We start from the raw sequence: 15,881 nt of genomic DNA, 5'->3' as shown, positions 1-15,881 counted from the left end.
TTTTTGAAAAAAGATCATTCCCTTTGAGAACTGTATTAAATAGAAGTCATCAAAAGTAGACATTAAAAAATGGCTAGACTCCTCTGGATTCCCGCCCGGAAACTTTATTTTCAAGATATTCAAAGTTCAGACTATCTCTGCTACCTTCTTTTTAGACGCTTCAAATGCTTCTTTTACCCTTGATTCGGTAAGCCCGGCCCCCATTGCAATTTTAAGGGCAGTCTCATCGGTGATCAGGTTTCCAGGCCCGTGGGTATCGGTGTTCACTACAAGAGTTGCACCGATTTCGAGGGCAAGCCTGGCAACATGGCCATTTGTCCTGTTGTGCCCGTTTCTGGTGGTAATTTCAAGGAGAACGTTGTTATCTACAGCTGTCTGAACGTCTTCCTCCGAGATCAGGCCGGGGTGGGCAAGGATATCAACATACTCACAGGCAACTGAGGCTGAATTTGTTCCGGGGGCAACCGGTTCTGAGATGGTTTCCCCGTGTACGACCACGATTTCTGCGCCCAGCTCTTTTGCTTTCTTTGACAGAGGGGCAATCTTCCTCGGAGGGACATGTGTCAGTTCGACTCCGGACAGGACGCGGATATCCCATTCTTCTTCGAGGTATTTTGCTTTCTTTGCGGCTTCCAGAAGCCATTCGAGATTTGTGTGATCAGCATGGTCGGTAATTGCAACAGCCTCATAGCCGTGGAGAACTGCATGCCGGACAAGTTCGCTGGGGAGGAATTCTCCATCACTAAAAATTGTGTGAGTGTGAAGGTCAATCAACTGGATCACCCTGTTCGAAAAAACTCAGGCTTTTCCTATCGTTATAAAGATTTTTCCTTACAGAGATATACTTTCCCCATAAGATATATTTCCGGTACTTAGAGCCTATCCGAAAAGTACTGTAACTACTATAACTCACCTTTCAAAGATGAGTGATTTTCCGTTATCCTCTGGCTTTGTTTGTGTATGCCTAACGAAAGAATAATCCTGCCACTAACGATTTTGTTAAAATGGCAGGTATTTTTCCATGTTCAGAAAAGAAAATAACGATGCTTGTTTTGTGTCCATTTCTTCCACAATAATTTTGCTTTTTTTGGACTCTTTTTCCTGAACTACCGCAATCTTGATCTCAGACAGTTTTTCAATGAGCTTTTTCATAGAGAAACCGTACATTTTGGTCTCCCATGCCAGGTATCTGTAGAAAAGTAGGCCAACCATAGCCAAAAACACATGAACTCTAATGTTTTCATCCTTGTGATGATATACTGGTCCTACAGGAACAAGCAAGTGATCATTCAACAGTTTAAAATCATCTTCAACAAGATTCTTACTGTTATATGTTTTCACTATCTTTTTAGTTTGCCATTTATGCTTGTCCGTAAATAGGATGTTCTTCCCAAACGTCTTTTCGCACTTTTTTTCGTTATCTTCATCAATCCAGAACTTTAACTGAGGTTTTTTCTTCCCTTCCAGAGCATCAATTATTTCATATTTTATAACGCTACTGTATTTTTTCAGAATAATTCCTGCAACCTCACGTTCTACGCTGCTCCTGTTTCTTTCTTTTCCTTTACTGCTTTCTAATCTTCTCCGAAGATCCTCCAAACTATCAATTATTCTTGATTTGTTTGTTTCATAAGTGCTCTTTTGAAGCTTGTAAGTTCCCTCGTTGTAGGTTATTACGGTTGTATATTCTGTTCCATAAAACTGGTGTTTTGTCCTGTATCCAAAAATTTTGTTACCTTTCGAATTCTTGTATAAACACTCATATTTGGAAAGTGGAACATCGAGAAGCTTCTCGGCCTGATTTGCTTTTACAGATCCTACAAAATTCATTTTTGATGTTACCTTTTCAATGTTGACCTTTGAGTTGTTACCCTTATCGAAAACAAGAACAAGATCTTCAGAACAGATATTTAATTCAGTCAGTCTGTTTATGATTTTATCTACTATGCCTGAAAATTCTTCAGAGTCATGAACATTTCCAGAATATGTTTCATGAATAAAAGGTATGTTGTCCTCGTTTACAGCTAGCGAAACACAGATTTGATTTTTGTCTTTCCTATGCTTTTTATTATATCCTTTATGAAGCAGTTCGCTCTCGTCATCATAATTGTTAGCATATGTAAACCAGTTTGATTCATCCACAAACATTATTGATGGAGTAAATCCCTTTCCTACAAGAACTCTGCAAAGATCGTCTTCGATCTTTTTCATCGTCTCTAAGTCAACATAATTCATTTGGTTCAGAAAATTCTGACAATTTAACTTGTGCGGGAATTTCCACATGAAAGCTAAAGGGGATTTTTTGAACCATTCTTCAATCCCGTTTTCACTTAAAACGCCGTGACTTTTTCCGATTACGTCAAGTAAAAGGTATTCTCCAACACTCAATCCATCTATTAATTTTTTGTCAGTATGCTTGTTAACTATGTCAGTGAATCCAAGTTCTTCATTCACATGAAGGAGTGCGGCAAGCTTGCCGTAATCAAAGGATCTAAGTTTATCATAGGGCAATGATTCACATTGCCTTTTCATCTCAAGTATTTTTTCTGCGCTACCCAGATAAACCTGAAAAATGGTTTTTACCTTTCCATCAACTCTGGCAGATTCTACTATGTACCAGTAAGGTTTCCCGTTGACGAGTTTCTTTCTTAAAAATACCATAATATTAATTATGATCTACTTATATAAATAACTTTTTGAAATAAACAATATTAATAGACTTTTTAAAGTGAATTTAATATTTAGGATCTACAAATAAAGAATTTGCAAAAGGTCAGCTGATATTGTTTTTTAGAGAAAATTGAGGTTAAAATCGCGTTTCTTTGAAACTAAAGTATAAGGCAACATGCACAACCGGCACGGATACTCAGATACTACAGACCAATTAAGTCCTGATAACTGAATATAATCCCCGTGCAGAGAACAATTTCCGTCCCCACAGTTATTTCTCTGGAAAAATTACGCAAAACGAAGAAAGATAAAAAATCAAAAACAGAAAAGAAACATCACCCTTTAAACAATCTCCGCTACCTTCTTTTTAGACGCTTCAAACGCGTCTTTTGCCCCGGACTCGGTAAGCCCGGATCCCATTGCAATTTGAAGGGCTGTTTCATCGGTGATCAGGTCCTCAGGGGCATGGGTATCGGTGTTCACGACAAGCTTTGCTCCTAATTCGAGGGCAAGTCTTGCAACATGCCCGTTAGTCCTGTTGTGCCCGTTCCTTGCAGTGAGCTCGAGTAACACATTGTTCTCTGCCGCAGTCCGGACATCTTCTTCGGAGATAAGACCCGGGTGGGCAAGGATATCAACATATTCACAGGCAGCTGATGCTGCATTTGTCCCGGGGGCAACCGGTTCGTAGATTGTTTCCCCGTGTACGACCACGATTTCTGCGCCCAGCTCTTTTGCTTTCTTTGCCATGGGAGCAATCTTTCTCGGAGGGACGTGCGTCAGCTCGACTCCGGGCAGGACGCGGATATCCCACTCTTCCTCCAGGTACTTTGCTTTCTTTGCAGCATCGAGAAGCTGTTCGAGGTTCGTATAGTCTGCATGATCGGTAAGTGCAATAGCCTCGTAGCCGTGAATAACGGCCCGCCGGACGAGTTCACTGGGGAGCAGTTCCCCGTCACTGAAAATAGTGTGAGTATGAAGATCAATCAACTGGATCACCGTGTTTGAAAAAACTCAGGCTTTTCCCATTGTTATATAGGCTTTCCCTTAAAGATATATACTTTCCCCATAAGATATATTTCTAGTACTTATTAAGGGCTTATTCAGATTCTAGTGATTCTAATGATAAGGTTTTTTCATATTCTCATGCCAGGGACTTGTTAGTATCCTCACAATTAAGGGCTTATCAAGTATTCTCACAATTCCAGGGATTTACTCGGCTTTCTCAGAATTCCCTAAGTTTTCAGAATCCTCAGCCTTTTCAAGCCTTTCTTCGACATCGGCAAAAGCAAAGTTAGGTTTGACATCTGCTATTTTAATACGGACCTTTTCTCCGACTTCAACTTCCTTTACGAAGACAACGAACCCTTCAATGAGGACCGCCCCGTCTCCACCTGAGCCGAGCTTTTCTATGTCCACAACGAATTTGTCGCCTCTCCTGAGAGGAGCCGTGAGGAATTTTTTCCCGATAACGTAGATTTCCGCACTCTGCGACCTTGAAGCCTGAGGGGAATAAGCTTTGACGTGGACAAAATTATCCCTGACTTTTTCCAGGTAATCGTTGAACATGTCGCCCTGAAAGACCTTGACAACAAAGTTTCCTTTTGGCTTCAAGATCTTCTTTGCGCACTCAAGGGCCGAGGTCGTAAGTTCAATTGACCGCGCATGGTCATAAGACCAGTTTCCCGAAAGGTTCGGGGCTGCATCACAGAGCACCACATCCGCTCCTTTTTCCCCGACAGCCCTGATAATCTTCTTTATTGTCGAGTCAGCGTTTATGTCGCCCTGGATAGTCTCGACTCCTTCGATAGGAGCTATCCTCTGCAGGTCCACACCCAGAACCTTCCCTCCGGAAAGCTGTTTTGCAACCTGAAGCCACCCCCCCGGAGCCGCACCTAAATCAACAACCGAGTCTCCCCGCTTGATAACATTATGTTTCTCATTAATCTGTTTGAGTTTGAAGGAAGCCCTGGACCGGTACCCTTCCTCTTTTGCCTGATGATAATAATAATCTCTTCTATCTCTTGCCATTGCTTACCTTCCCGCACTGAAAGCTGATATAGCTTGCGCAGAAGTCTTGTTTCCTGATCTTAAATTTGCCGATCTCAAAGGAAGAAGGAAATTTAAATCAAAGTAAGATAAATTGATTTAAATAAATATATAATTATTGTTATTTATAAATAAAAGAAGTTTATTTCTCATGTTTAATCAGTTTCTGGACAGGCTCACCATGTTATTAGAAAACAACGGAGAATATGTTGAAAAAATTAAAACTTAATCCATGACCTGATGGAAACATTCTACCTAATTTCGCAGTTTTTTCTACGGGCTAACAGACAAAACGATAATGCTTCTGAATCGGATTTGATCGCTGACATCTTCCAACATATGTTCGAAGAAATTTTTAACCTGTAGATATAAATGCTTACTATGCCGGTTCCAATACAAGTTTAAAATATTTACCCCATAACTTGCTCATATATAATTAAGTGACAGAATTTATGAACAGGTTTAGTCATTGAATTATATGAAGTTATTATGACATACAATGCAAGAAAACCTGGGAAAAGTGTAAAATCGGAATGGAGAATGAGAGCTGCTGATTTTGAAACCGGTGAACCTTCAGAGGTTATCAGGTCTTATGGAGGACCCGAGAAAAAGGAGATAGTTGGGAGATGGATCAGTGATGATGAGTATATCTCAATTAGCGGTATTAAAAGCCATGGAGGAATGCCCTATAAACTATGGACGAGAGACGAACCAATTCCAATATCTCCTACAGACGCCAGTATGCTGGTTAGAGCACATCTGATCAGACGCGTAAGAAAATAATTGTTAGCTTGTTAGATTAGTTAGATTAATATCTCTTACCGCTACCCCGGTTAATTCCCAGTTAGAGTCTCCATAGACAGGATTTGGATATTCGTAGTATCTGTTTGCGTAAATTTCAACTAACACGTTATGTTGTTTTTCTTTTTCTAAGTCAAGAAGATAGCTGTAATGATATGGCTCTGAATACTCTAAAGTGAGAGGTTCTTCATATAACGGGGTGTAATCCCCTAACGTACTTGCAACACTCATTGAACTTATACGAACATAAACTGGTAAAATGTCCGTTTCAGGACCCTCTTCAAGGTTTAGAGACTGTGAATTCTTGTGCAGATAAACAAAGTCCATTGAGAGATTTCCTCTTACATAACTATCATTTATTGCCCCATTATCAATCCAGTTGATATTATTAATTTCAACATTGTTCTCAGGCAGGCCTGACTCAAACGGGAAGTACCACACGACAATTGCAAGGATCAATAATGCGAACACAATAAGCAGGATCTTTAAAGCTTTCAATAGCAATGACTCTTTTTTCAGGTAAAATACCGTCCCGATTATTATCAGGATGAGAAAAGCAGGTATCAGTTTATTAGCGGTCAATCGGTCATCTATTGTATTTGAAGATATCTGATTTTCGGACAATTTTTTCGTTCTAATTCCTTTTTCATTATTTAGTAAGGTGTTGTTTTTGACAATGTTGCCTGTAGTGTAAATGAGAAGTATGCCATATTTGTCGTTGGAATTTATTTCATTGTTCCGGATAAGAGCACCGTCACCTCTGGAATATATTCCATTTTTGTTGTGTGAAAGCTCGTTGTTCAGGATTCTGTTGTTTTTATTTGTATGAAGGAGAGTTAAGCCCGAATCTCTATTGAAGCTGAAATTATTGTTTCCCAGCCGGTTAGCCCCCGAATCCCACACAACAGAACCGGTTAATGTATTATTGACAGCACTGTTGTTTTCTATTTCATTATTAAAGGATGAGGTTAAACAAATACCATGTTTGTTCTCAGCAGCAATGTTTTCTTTTACAATACTGTCATTTGTTCTGAACAGGGCTATCCCATAATTCTCGTTAAGGCTTGCATTGTTCCTGGAAATTATATTGTTGTCTGAAGATTCTACAATAATTCCATATCGATTATTGAAAAACGTATTATTATTTATGAAGTTGTTATTTGAGCCGGATACATTTATTCCATGCAAACTGTTTGAAAATAGAGAATTACCTTCGATTTTGTTTTCCCGGGAAGAGGAAAGTAGAATGCCGTCTTCGACATTTGAAATACTATTATTTGAGATTTGACAGTACGTGGCATTGTCCAGGTATATCCCGGACCTGAGTTTGCTCCCATTTTCGGCTGTCAAATTGAAACCAACTATGCTGGTGTTTGATGAGCTTATGTGGAATATATGATTTGAAGAGTTTGGAGCCTTGACAGTTACGTTAAATGAGCTATTGTCTGCAGTTTTTAATGTAAGTGATTTGTTGATAAGCAGGTTTTCGGAATAAACCCCACTGTAAACAATAATGATATCCGTATCATTTGAATTATCGATAGCATCCTGAATCGAAGTATAATCTGCATTTTTGACTCCTACCGTGATCACTTCAGCGGATACCGGAGTTATTGAAAAGAAAAGAAGCAACGTAATCAAAATGATTTTCATTTTCATAAAATTACCTGTAACTGTCAGTCCATTCTTGTAAATGTACGTGGTTTTGATTTCCCTATTTTTTTAGTTTTTCTGCTTCAACATAAGCAAGAGGACCATTGTAGTAGTAACTTTTATTCCCGTCGATAAACGGACTTTTGTTTGTCGTTGAAAATCGTTGAAAATTCAGGCACAGACAAATCATTCACATTAATAATGATATAGCCTCCATCACTTATCGAAAAAGCAACAGCTTCAACATTATCTTTGGAACTGTACAAACTAATTGAAGGAGTTAGATTTATAGAATAAACAGTTCTTTCAAGAACAGTTTACCATATTCTTTTTCTATACTGAAATCTTCACATTCAACATTTATTCCATATCTTCTTTTGTTTGAGCACTCGCAGCAGGTACAAATACCATGATAAGCAGTAACATTGATGCTAACATAGTACCGGTTCTGGATTTCATATTTGTTATATTATTTTCTAAGCAGACTGAATTATCACAGTGAATCTACATGTTCGTCAATTGTTTCCAGTTCAATAGGAAAATCAATGACATCATAGTAAACTTCATCAACTCGCATAATTTTAGAGTCTACAATAACTATTCTCGAAATTTTATTGGAACCGCTGTAAAAATCTATTGTATAACGATACCCACCCAAAGTCTCTTGATTATCCATTTTTTCCAATGAATACCTATCAAGATGATTTATTAATCCTGTTATTTTGACTGTGTCATCCGTTGTACTCAGTTCTCCACTTAGTCCATTCCTGACTGAAACTTTTGAGATCATGTGTCGATCTATATCTGTCAGTTCAGTAACCCTTTTCCCTTCAGTTCGGTTTGACGCGCAACCAGAATAAATGACTGTGCTACACAGGATTAAGCATAAAATTAAATTGTTCATCATTTTGTTCATTTCAATCTTCTCTTTGATTAATAAGAAGGAAATATTCTAGTAGAATATTTCCAGAAAAAAATTATTCGATCCACACTTGGCTGACAAGATAATCATCCATAAGCACATTGACGCCATTGGCGCCCCATCCATTATTGACTATAATATAATATTGTGGGTCAACATATGGAACTGTGAGTATATAGTATCCATGAGCTATTACCCAATGATCGTCAAAAGTTGGGTGATTATTAGTCAAGACATCTATAGGTTTATCGGCATTTATTAGAGACATCAGTTTATTGTAATCAAAAGAAGTTGAGTAAGCACTGTACTCATTAGCAAGATTTCTATCTGCGATGTAACTGTTCAGTCCATCCCTTAATTCCCATGAATACGCACCAGAATTATCAATATAATTATCGATTATAAGATCTAGCAGATCATTCTGATTCTCATAACCAGTAGCTACGAAATCGTCATCATGGTAATCATCGAAATATATGAGAGTTATACCAGCTGCAATTGGACCACAATAAATATCGTCATCTTCCCAAGTCCTTAATGAATGACTCAAAATGCCGCTTGTAGACGATAGTGTCTGTATCTTTTGTGCTTCTGTGGCTGCTTCTTGCAGTTCCATAAGTTTTTTAGATTTACTCACTTTTTCTTTTTTGTAAATGTACGTGGTTTTGATTTCCCTATTTTTTAGTTCTTCTGCTTCAACATAAGCAAGAGGACCATTGTAGTAGTAACTTTTATTCCCGTCGATAAACGGACTTTTGTTTGTCGTTGAAAATTCAGGCACAGACAAGTCATTCACATTAATAATGATATATCCTCCATTGCTGATCGAAAAAGCAACAGCTTCAACGTTACCTTCCAGATTATTCAATGGAATTGGAGAAGTCAATTCTACAGAATAGCCCATTTTTTCTAAGAACAACGTACCATATTCTTTTTCTATACTGAAATCATCACATTCAGCATTTATTCCTATATTTTCGTTTGTTTGAGCACTCACAGCAGGTACAAGTACCATGTTCATCAGCAACATTGCCACGAACAGTGTACCTATTCCATATTTGATACTAGTTTTCACTTATTTCACCTGTTTTTGTCCCAAGAGGCAAGATTACGCAAAGCTTAAACATTATCAAAGCTAAACAAACCCTTGCCTTTGGGCATGTGTCGTGGAGTTCAGATAACCGGGAAAGCATATTTGAACTCCATACATTCCTTTTTGTTGATATGTCATAAGTTTTCTGGCCAGATCATCAAACTGACTATTTTTATACTCGTTTCAAGTACGCAATTATTCCCTTAGCTTCGATTGTTAAAGACCATGGACAGAAAACTTATATGAATTATAGTTGCAGCTAGTGTATTTTGGAATAAAAAAATTTAGAACTTGCGCAGCTGATCATTTTCCTGCAAATTACACTAAAATACTATTCACTCGTTCTCGGTTAAGCATGAAATTCTCTCTTGTGCATGTTTTTTATAATAAGATCTCACTGGCCATCGGTTAAAGAATGAAATCAAGTTTTCTTGTGCATTTTTATACTTACTCACGAATATAAATGTTCATAGTCAGGTCTCATGCTAAATCTACTCTCGAAGATCCTCTCCAAAACTATTTAAAGAATCTGGAAAAGATTGGAGTAAAAAACTTGAATACAATTACGAGAAAAGTAGCTGCTGGTGTAAAAGCAGGAATGTATGGTAAGTGCTGTTGCTGATGGATCCAAAACTGTTGCTCTGTAGCCAGTCCGCCTCTTTCATTTTTTCTCCTCTCAAAAGAAAATTCAAAATATGGCGTTGTACGATTGTCCGGCTGAAATGGGCAACTGGTATTTTTTTACAGGACAGTAATTTCTTCAATTCTGGCAATGTCAAATCTCGAGACTTTGCATAACACTTTATCTCCAATTTTTGCCCTGTTGAAGTCTTCCAGATCGGTTAAGTAAGCACAGGTTTCCCGTTCTCCAACGTCATTTAGAGGATCTTCAGAACTCACCTCTATGGCAACAATGTAGTCAATGCTTACATATTTCCTGTCCATCAGTTCATGCAGCGAATCGTTAATAAAGACATTTCTATCCTCTGGAGAGAAAAATTGCTCAAAGTCTTTGTCCTCTACAAGTATCCAGGGTTCACCCGGGTATGGCATGTTAGATAAAATTCCCTTTACAATATTCCCGCTCATCCTGCCATTTATTGCTTTTGATTCAACAGTGCCTTCCACATATACGGGAGTTATAATATAAAGAAGGAATAAGAGAGCAATTATTAAAAGTAAAAGTGAGAATTTTCCGTAAAATTTTCTCATTTGTCCCAACTCTTTGAAATAGGAAAATATTACTGTCTAAGGCAGTAATATTCTACAATAGTAGCTAATATACGGTGAAGACTTTTTTGAGTTCAAGAATCTGGAAAGCACATTTGAACTCCATACATTCATTTTTATTGACTCTTCATAAGTTTTCTGTCCAGATCATCAAACTGACTATTTTCATACTCTTTTCAAGTAAGCAATATTTCCTGATCTTTAATTGTTTGAGACTATGGTCAGAAAATTATAAGATCATATTTGCAGCCAGTGTTTTATATCCGAGCCTGAAAATCGAATATAACTATTAGATTATATGGAGACAGATAACTATTAGATTATATGGAGACAGGCTCGTTACAATTAAATATGCCTTCTAGAATTCAGAAAGATGAAAATGCAACTGTCAAAAAACGAACGAGAAACAATTTCATATAATCTTACCTCCGAATCGGTGAAACTTGGCATACTTCTTGCAATTGTAGGAGGATTTCTGGACACTTATACATTCATAGGGCGAGGCGGTGTTTTTGCCAATGCACAGACCGGAAATGTTGTCCTCGTTGGTATAGAGGCTGCAGCAGGAGAGTGGGAACAGGCAGTGTTTCACGCAGTCCCCATTTTAGCGTTTATAGTCGGAGTAGTAGTCGCCGAGATGATAAAAAAACCTTCAATACGCCTGTTCATTCCGGATGCCGAGAGAGCAGTCTTAATCCTTGAAATTGCGGTCCTTTTTGTCATAGGCTTTATACCCTACAAAAGCCCGGATATTATTGTAACTGTTGCAGTTTCGTTTGTCTCTTCGGTCCAAATCTCTTCATTTCGCAAATTGGTAGGTTCCCCATATAGCACAACAATGATCACTGGGAATTTACGCTCAGCAACGCAGGAGGCTTATATTGCTTTTACAAAAAGAGACTGGAAATCAGCTCTGCGAGCGGTCCGATACTCTATAATCATCACTGCCTTTTTAGCAGGAGCTATTTCGGGAGGGTTATTGACATCAATTATCGGGGCCAAAGCAGTATGGGTAGCTGTAATTATATTAATTGGATCTGTAATTTTGTTTAGTATAGACGAACGTAAGAATAAGTATGCTGATACTGTAGTATAAAACTTATATGATGATTTATCGAAGATTATTGAACTATTGACAATTAAGAACAGGCTACATCCGCATTTGGAAATTATTCAAAATTTATTGATGAGATAGGAAAAACTGAAGAATTTGAAAATACAGGCCAAAGACCGAAAAGATCAATACAAAACTGGAAGAGAAAAATGAATAATTCCGGTTATCCTTGATTATAACGTCAAAGCAGATACCTTCTTGAACTTAAAACCGTTCGGAGGACCTCCTCCCCGCCCGTTTTCTCAACCTTGATATCAGTAGGTTTTTCAATAATTTCAAGGTTGAGAGGCAAACGCCTCTGGACTTCCTTTATGAGTTGGGCATCCCCGCTCATAATAACGCAGTCGATTGGAGAGTTTTCCTCAAGGACTTTATCCAGGGTTTCAAAGAATTTGTCCATGTGGTGGGCAATATCTTCTTCTCGGAGGCGTTCGAAGCGGCGCTGGGAAAAGCCTCCTTTGCTGTGTTTTTCTTTAACGCTGCTTTTGATTAACTCTTTTTGATCAAATGCCCGGGCATCCGGAGCAAAACCTATGAAGGATTCGCCTGCGTGCAGGACAAGGACGAGCATGCGGAAGTCGGTATTCAGGCTCTCCTCAAGAGGGGCGGTTTCAAAACTGTCTTTAAGATGCCAGGCCGGAAGGGAAACAGGGATAGAGGGAACAATGGCTTCGGAAATCATGCGGTGCAGGTCGTAGAAAAAGACCATGCCGGTCTCAGGGTCAAGCCTGTCAAGCAGGGAACGGGTTTCTTCTTCCAGGAGATCGAAGGTCTTTTCTGGAATCACGGCTGAAAGGCGAGTTCCGTAGGGCAGATAAACGGTTAAAAGGTCATTTGCAGGGGAGTGAAAAGAGTTTAGTTTTGACAGATAAGCTTTGATTGCGGCAGGGCTCAGAGTTTCAGTCCCGCGGAACTCCGGTTTTCCCTGAGATTCCTTCCTCAGGGTCTCAAGTTCGTGGGAAAGGGTCTGGGTCCGAACAAGTTCCTGGTTCAAGCGCGATTCGGCTTCCTGCCTGTCCGCAACTGCCTGCCTTGCAAGGGTTTCTTTCTTCTCAAGCTGGTTTCTTGTACCCCGGAGGGCATGTTCGAGTTCGGCTATTCTGGAATTCAGCCTATCAACCTCAAGTTCCAGCCGCTCTTTTCCGGAGAGCTTCCCTATAATGGTGCCAAAACCCTTTTTTCCGTCTGCGGCAACTTCTCTTTTTGCAGCTTTCTTATCGGTCATATGCTTTCCTGCCCTCTCATGTTTGTTGCAACCAGAATGTTTCGTACAATCAAAGAAATTCCCAAAAGCAACCGACTGTATAATATTGGCAATACCTTATTAAGTATGCGAATTACAGTACCGGCAATTAAGCCAACCATGAGTATACAGGCTAAACAGTAGTAAAATGATAAAAATAGTCGTAAAACAATAAAAACGGTAGTAAAACGATAAAACGGTAGTGAAACGTTGAAAACAGTAATAAAACGATGAAAATATTAGTGAAACGATTAAAACAGTAGTTAAAATATCATACGATTAATACGGAACTTATGAGATTAATACGGAATCAATGACGTAAAACGAGGATTAAAACTCGGCTCTGCCTGATAATAGAAACCGTATTTCCGACTACACTTACTAACAAAATGGAGCCTCTATAGGATTCAACCGGTCCCTATATTTCGAAAGTTTTAAGAATATCGTATTTAATGTCACTGTGATTTCAGGATTTTTTTTAAAAAAAGAGAGCTCATTTCCATACATAATTCTTATCGATTATTTCGGTGCCTGAATGAAAAAAACCATTGAAAGAGTCTCAGAAGCAGGAGGATCGGATGAAGCCTGACCAGAAAAATCCTTCCCGGACGAAAGCTGAAAAAACTCACCCTACCCTCTGGATCCAGGGACAGAAGAGTTCTTCCCTTTCCGGAAAAACGATTGTCCTGGGCGTTACCGGGAGTATAGGAGCGGTCAGGGTAGTTGAACTTGCAAGGGAACTGATCCGGAACGGGGCGGAAGTCCATGCAGTCATGACCGGGGCTGCAAAGCGTATCCTGCACCCCGATGCTCTGCAATACGCCACCGGAAACCCTGTGATTACGGAACTCGGCGGCAGGGTGGAGCACGTGGAGTTCTGCGGGTTCAAAGGCAGGGCAGACCTTCTCCTGATAGCCCCGGCAACGGCGAACACCATTGGAAAAATAGCATGCGGAATAGACGATACCACGGTTACCTCTTTTGCAACAACAGCCCTTGGCTCCGGCGTTCCTCTCATGGTTGTCCCCGCAATGCATGAGTCCATGTACAGGCACCCGGCTGTGGTTGAAAATGTGGCAAAGTTGAAAGGCTGGGGAATTTCCATGGTGGGCCCGAAGTTCGCAGAAGGCATTGCAAAGATCGCCTCAAACGAAGAAATCGTGCTTGAGGTGGAAAGGGCTCTTGGGAACCGGAGCCTGGAAAAACGGAAGGTGCTCATAACGAGTGGCTCCACTGCCGAAAACCTTGACCCCATCCGTATCCTCACCAACCGGGCTTCCGGAAAGACCGGCAGGGAACTTGCCCTTGAAGCTTACCGCAGCGGAGCTGATGTAACCCTTGTGCACAGGGACAGGCTCGGGCTTGCAGGGATTAAAGAGGTCTTTGCCGAAAGCGCTGCGGAAATGACCGAAGCCGTGCTCTCGGAACTGGAAAAAGGATATGATGCCCTGATCAGTTCTGCGGCAATTGCGGATTATACGGCCGAGCCTTCTCCTGAGAAGATCAAATCGGGAGGAGAATTTGTGCTCAAACTGAAACCCACTCGAAAACTGATAAAGGAGTGCAGGGAAAAATACCCTGACCTGGTGATCATAGGTTTTAAGGCCGAAACAGGAGTCGGGAGAGACGAACTCCTTAAAAGGGCAGCTGCAACCCTAAAAGGAACAAAACTCGATCTGATTGCAGCAAACGATGTAGGAAAAGGTGGAATGGGTACGGAAGAAAATGAGCTTTACCTGCTTGGAAAAGGCGAACCCAGGCATGTAAGCGGAAACAAGCGCAAACTTGCAGCCTGTATCCTTGAAGAGCTTACCGGAATTTTAAACTCACGAGAGGGGCTCTGAGCACCTGATAGGTTTGGGAAGAAAAACCAACCAGGAGCCCTACAGTGCCTGATCTGCCATACCGGCTGATCCTGCAAATTGTCCTGCACAATATCTACAAAACAGAAATGAACTTTGAAAATAGCTTGAACAACAAAAAGGCGTTTTATATGTATACATACGAGAGTGAAGGGGCAGACTTTATAGCAAAAGCATATGCTCCAGGACATATCACAGGGTTTTTTCAGATTCATGAGCATAACGACCCTCACCGCAAAGGATCCACCGGCTGTGGAATTGTTCTGAATGGAGGAGTGACGACCGAGGTAAAGGCTGGAAAATCCGTCGAAAAGACCGAGATCTTCCTCAATGGCAAGAAGGTTGAAGGCAGGACTACCCGCACAGTGGTAGAGATGCTAACCGATGTGCCTGTAAAAGTAAAGAGCTGGGCGGAAATCCCGGTTGGTTGCGGGTTCGGAGCCTCGGGAGCAGGAGCGCTCGGGGCTGCTTATGCCCTGAACAGGGTGCTTTCCTTAAACCAGACTGTAAAAAGCCTGACCGAATACGCCCATGTAGCTGAAGTTGTTAACCGCAGCGGGCTTGGGGACATTGCTGCCCAGTCCAATGGCGGAGTGGTAATCCGGCTGCATCCCGGAGGACCCGAATTCGGGAGAATAGACAGGATTCCGGCTCCCGAAGCCAGAGTTTTCGGCATTGCGCTCGGAGAGATTTCTACGGATTCTATCCTGACAGACGAGGTTACAGCAGGAAAGATTAATGCTGCAGGAAAAGTCGCGATGTCCGAACTACTTAAAAAACCCACTCTCGAAAACTTTATGCATCAGGCGAAAGACTTTGCCAGCAATACGGGCCTCATGAGCAGTACGGCAAAGGATGTAATTGAGGCTGCACATGCAAACGGAGGACTGGCTTCCCAGGCAATGCTTGGAGATACGGTTTTTGCAATCGCCCCCTACGCCCAGGAATTCCCGCTCTTCGAAGCCCTCCAGGAATTCGGGCAGGTAGCCCTCCAGGAATTCGGGCAGGTCCTGGAATACGGGATCAGCACCTGTGTACCGAGATTACTTTATGACTGAGCTTCAGACAGAGCTCTTTATTTCGGAAGATTTTGCAGCCGTATCGGATAAAAAGTATCGGATAACACTACCAGATAACAATTACCAGATAACAATTACCAGATAACAATTACCAGATAACATTACCAGATAACATTACCAGATTACATTACCAGATAACAATTACCAGATAACAATTACCAGATA

At 40.6% G+C, this 15,881-nt stretch carries 13 protein-coding genes; 4 read left to right on the top strand and 9 right to left on the bottom strand.

All coding sequences use genetic code 11. The features are described 5' to 3' along the window. Nucleotides 1-126 precede the first annotated feature (126 nt). The 4 genes from MA_RS06700 to MA_RS06685 all read right to left on the bottom strand — a co-directional run bounded on the left by MA_RS06700 (nt 127) and on the right by MA_RS06685 (nt 4,701). On the bottom strand, nt 127-774 hold the full coding sequence (locus tag MA_RS06700; protein WP_048065078.1) for a histidinol phosphate phosphatase domain-containing protein: 648 nt from the start codon (nt 772-774) through the stop codon (nt 127-129). Nucleotides 775-999: 225 nt separating this feature from the next. Continuing rightward, nucleotides 1,000-2,661, bottom strand: coding sequence for an IS1634-like element ISMac10 family transposase (locus MA_RS06695; protein ID WP_011021311.1), 1,662 nt, complete (start codon nt 2,659-2,661; stop codon nt 1,000-1,002). Nucleotides 2,662-3,012: 351 nt separating this feature from the next. Then, on the bottom strand, nt 3,013-3,660 hold the full coding sequence (locus MA_RS06690) for a histidinol phosphate phosphatase domain-containing protein (protein WP_048065077.1): 648 nt from the start codon (nt 3,658-3,660) through the stop codon (nt 3,013-3,015). 222 nt (nt 3,661-3,882) lie between these two features. Beyond that, complete coding sequence (locus MA_RS06685; protein WP_011021309.1) at nt 3,883-4,701, bottom strand: 23S rRNA (uridine(2552)-2'-O)-methyltransferase; 819 nt, start codon at nt 4,699-4,701, stop codon at nt 3,883-3,885. 507 nt (nt 4,702-5,208) lie between these two features. Here MA_RS06685 and MA_RS06680 point away from each other — a divergent pair. Next, on the top strand, nt 5,209-5,502 hold the full coding sequence (locus MA_RS06680; protein ID WP_011021308.1) for a hypothetical protein: 294 nt from the start codon (nt 5,209-5,211) through the stop codon (nt 5,500-5,502). 3 nt (nt 5,503-5,505) lie between these two features. Here the strand turns inward: MA_RS06680 and MA_RS06675 are convergent, their stop codons facing one another. From MA_RS06675 to MA_RS06660, 4 genes are all read right to left on the bottom strand, one after another. Then, on the bottom strand, nt 5,506-7,179 hold the full coding sequence (locus MA_RS06675; protein ID WP_011021307.1) for a right-handed parallel beta-helix repeat-containing protein: 1,674 nt from the start codon (nt 7,177-7,179) through the stop codon (nt 5,506-5,508). Nucleotides 7,180-7,666: 487 nt separating this feature from the next. Next, nucleotides 7,667-7,963, bottom strand: a complete 297-nt coding sequence (locus MA_RS06670; protein ID WP_157860117.1) for a hypothetical protein — start codon at nt 7,961-7,963, stop codon at nt 7,667-7,669. Nucleotides 7,964-8,150: 187 nt separating this feature from the next. After that, nucleotides 8,151-9,170: a hypothetical protein gene (locus MA_RS06665; RefSeq protein WP_011021305.1), complete on the bottom strand. Its 1,020-nt coding sequence runs from the start codon at nt 9,168-9,170 to the stop codon at nt 8,151-8,153. Between the two features lie 759 nt (nt 9,171-9,929). After that, the gene (locus MA_RS06660) at nt 9,930-10,400 is read right to left on the bottom strand and encodes a hypothetical protein (RefSeq protein WP_048065076.1); all 471 of its coding nucleotides are present in this window, start codon (nt 10,398-10,400) and stop codon (nt 9,930-9,932) included. 397 nt (nt 10,401-10,797) lie between these two features. Here MA_RS06660 and MA_RS06655 point away from each other — a divergent pair, with 397 nt between their 5' ends. Further along, the gene (locus MA_RS06655; RefSeq protein ID WP_226990781.1) at nt 10,798-11,514 is read left to right on the top strand and encodes a YoaK family protein; all 717 of its coding nucleotides are present in this window, start codon (nt 10,798-10,800) and stop codon (nt 11,512-11,514) included. A gap of 199 nt (nt 11,515-11,713) precedes the next feature. Here the strand turns inward: MA_RS06655 and MA_RS06650 are convergent, their stop codons facing one another. Further along, on the bottom strand, nt 11,714-12,757 hold the full coding sequence (locus MA_RS06650) for a Vms1/Ankzf1 family peptidyl-tRNA hydrolase (RefSeq protein WP_011021302.1): 1,044 nt from the start codon (nt 12,755-12,757) through the stop codon (nt 11,714-11,716). 596 nt (nt 12,758-13,353) lie between these two features. On the opposite strand from MA_RS06650, the gene coaBC reads away from it, so the two are divergent. Together coaBC and MA_RS06640 are read left to right on the top strand one after the other, a co-directional pair. After that, the gene (coaBC, locus tag MA_RS06645) at nt 13,354-14,619 is read left to right on the top strand and encodes a bifunctional phosphopantothenoylcysteine decarboxylase/phosphopantothenate--cysteine ligase CoaBC (protein WP_048065075.1); all 1,266 of its coding nucleotides are present in this window, start codon (nt 13,354-13,356) and stop codon (nt 14,617-14,619) included. Nucleotides 14,620-14,768: 149 nt separating this feature from the next. After that, the gene (locus MA_RS06640; protein ID WP_048066198.1) at nt 14,769-15,695 is read left to right on the top strand and encodes a pantoate kinase; all 927 of its coding nucleotides are present in this window, start codon (nt 14,769-14,771) and stop codon (nt 15,693-15,695) included. Nucleotides 15,696-15,881 lie beyond the last annotated feature (186 nt).

Source organism: Methanosarcina acetivorans C2A, assembly GCF_000007345.1.
Classification (GTDB): Archaea; Halobacteriota; Methanosarcinia; order Methanosarcinales; family Methanosarcinaceae; genus Methanosarcina; species Methanosarcina acetivorans.
This window is presented reverse-complemented; position numbering and strand designations above follow the sequence as displayed.